Origin of the sequence: Zoogloea sp., assembly GCF_030157465.1 — a bacterium.
GTDB lineage: Bacteria > Pseudomonadota > Gammaproteobacteria > Burkholderiales > Rhodocyclaceae > Zoogloea.
Genome location: NZ_JAOAUU010000070.1, coordinates 1 through 1077, shown reverse-complemented (window position 1 = coordinate 1077; position 1077 = coordinate 1). Strand labels below are relative to the sequence as shown.

Here is a 1077-nt window from a genome sequence, read left to right as displayed (position 1 = left end):
GGCCTCGGCGTGGCGCTGGTGGCGGTGGCGCTGCTGCTGGCCGCGGGCGCCCGGGCCAGCCTTGCCGGTGGCGGCGAGCCGCTGCGCCTGGCCCTGCTGGGCGGCCTGGCCGGATTTGGCGCAACGGCCGTCGGGGCGCTGGCGGGGGCGAGCCTGCGCAGGTTGTCGTCGCGGGCCGAGGACAGCCTGCTGGGCTTTGCCGCCGGCATGATGCTGGCCGCGAGTTCGTTCTCGCTGATTCTGCCGGGTCTGGCCGCGGCCAAAACGATGACCGGCAGCGGCGCGCTGGGGGCGCTGACGGTGGTGGCCGGCATGGCCCTCGGCGTCGTGCTGATGCTCGGCCTCGACCGCTTCACGCCCCACGAACACGACAGCACCGGCCCCTGCGGCCCCGGCTGCGAGCGCATCGGGCGGGTGTGGCTGTTTGTGCTGGCGATCACCCTTCACAACCTGCCGGAAGGTATGGCCATCGGCGTGAGCTTTGCCCAGGGCGACCTGACCGTGGGCCTGCCGCTCACCAGCGCCATCGCCCTCCAGGACATTCCGGAAGGGCTGGCGGTGGTCATGGCCCTGCGCGCGGCCGGCATCAAGGTGTGGCCGGCGGTGCTGCTGGCGGGCGCCTCCGGCCTGATGGAGCCCATCGGCAGCCTGGTGGGGGCCGGCATTGCCGGTGGCCTGGCACTGGCCTACCCGGTCGGTCTCGGGCTGGCGGCGGGCGCGATGATCTTCGTGGTCTCCCACGAGGTGATCCCCGAAACCCACCGCAACGGCCACCAGACCTCGGCCACGCTCGGGCTGATGGCGGGCTTTGCGGTGATGATGTTTCTGGATACGGCACTGGGCTGAGAGTGTGGCCAAGAACGGGGCCGCGCGGCGATCGTTTTTTCCAAGGCTCTGTTCGCGTTAAGTGTGGAAAGCGTTTTTCCCGCGACAGGTCAGGCTGTCCGAGTCTGGCAGGCCTGCCGGCGCGAACCTAAGATATTCTTGGGTTGAGCTCTTACTGGGCGGCTTTCCCGTGTTTAGCGTCACATTGGCCGGGGACTCGCCCCCGGCGGGCGACCTTCTTTCTTGCTTCGC

Annotated in this window: 1 protein-coding gene; it reads left to right on the top strand. The window is 70.0% G+C overall.

The genetic code is table 11. The features are described from left to right. Positions 1-846, top strand: an 846-nt coding sequence (locus Q1W26_RS09390) for a ZIP family metal transporter (RefSeq protein WP_366143659.1), incomplete at its 5' end; no start/stop codon positions are given. Positions 847-1077 lie beyond the last annotated feature (231 nt).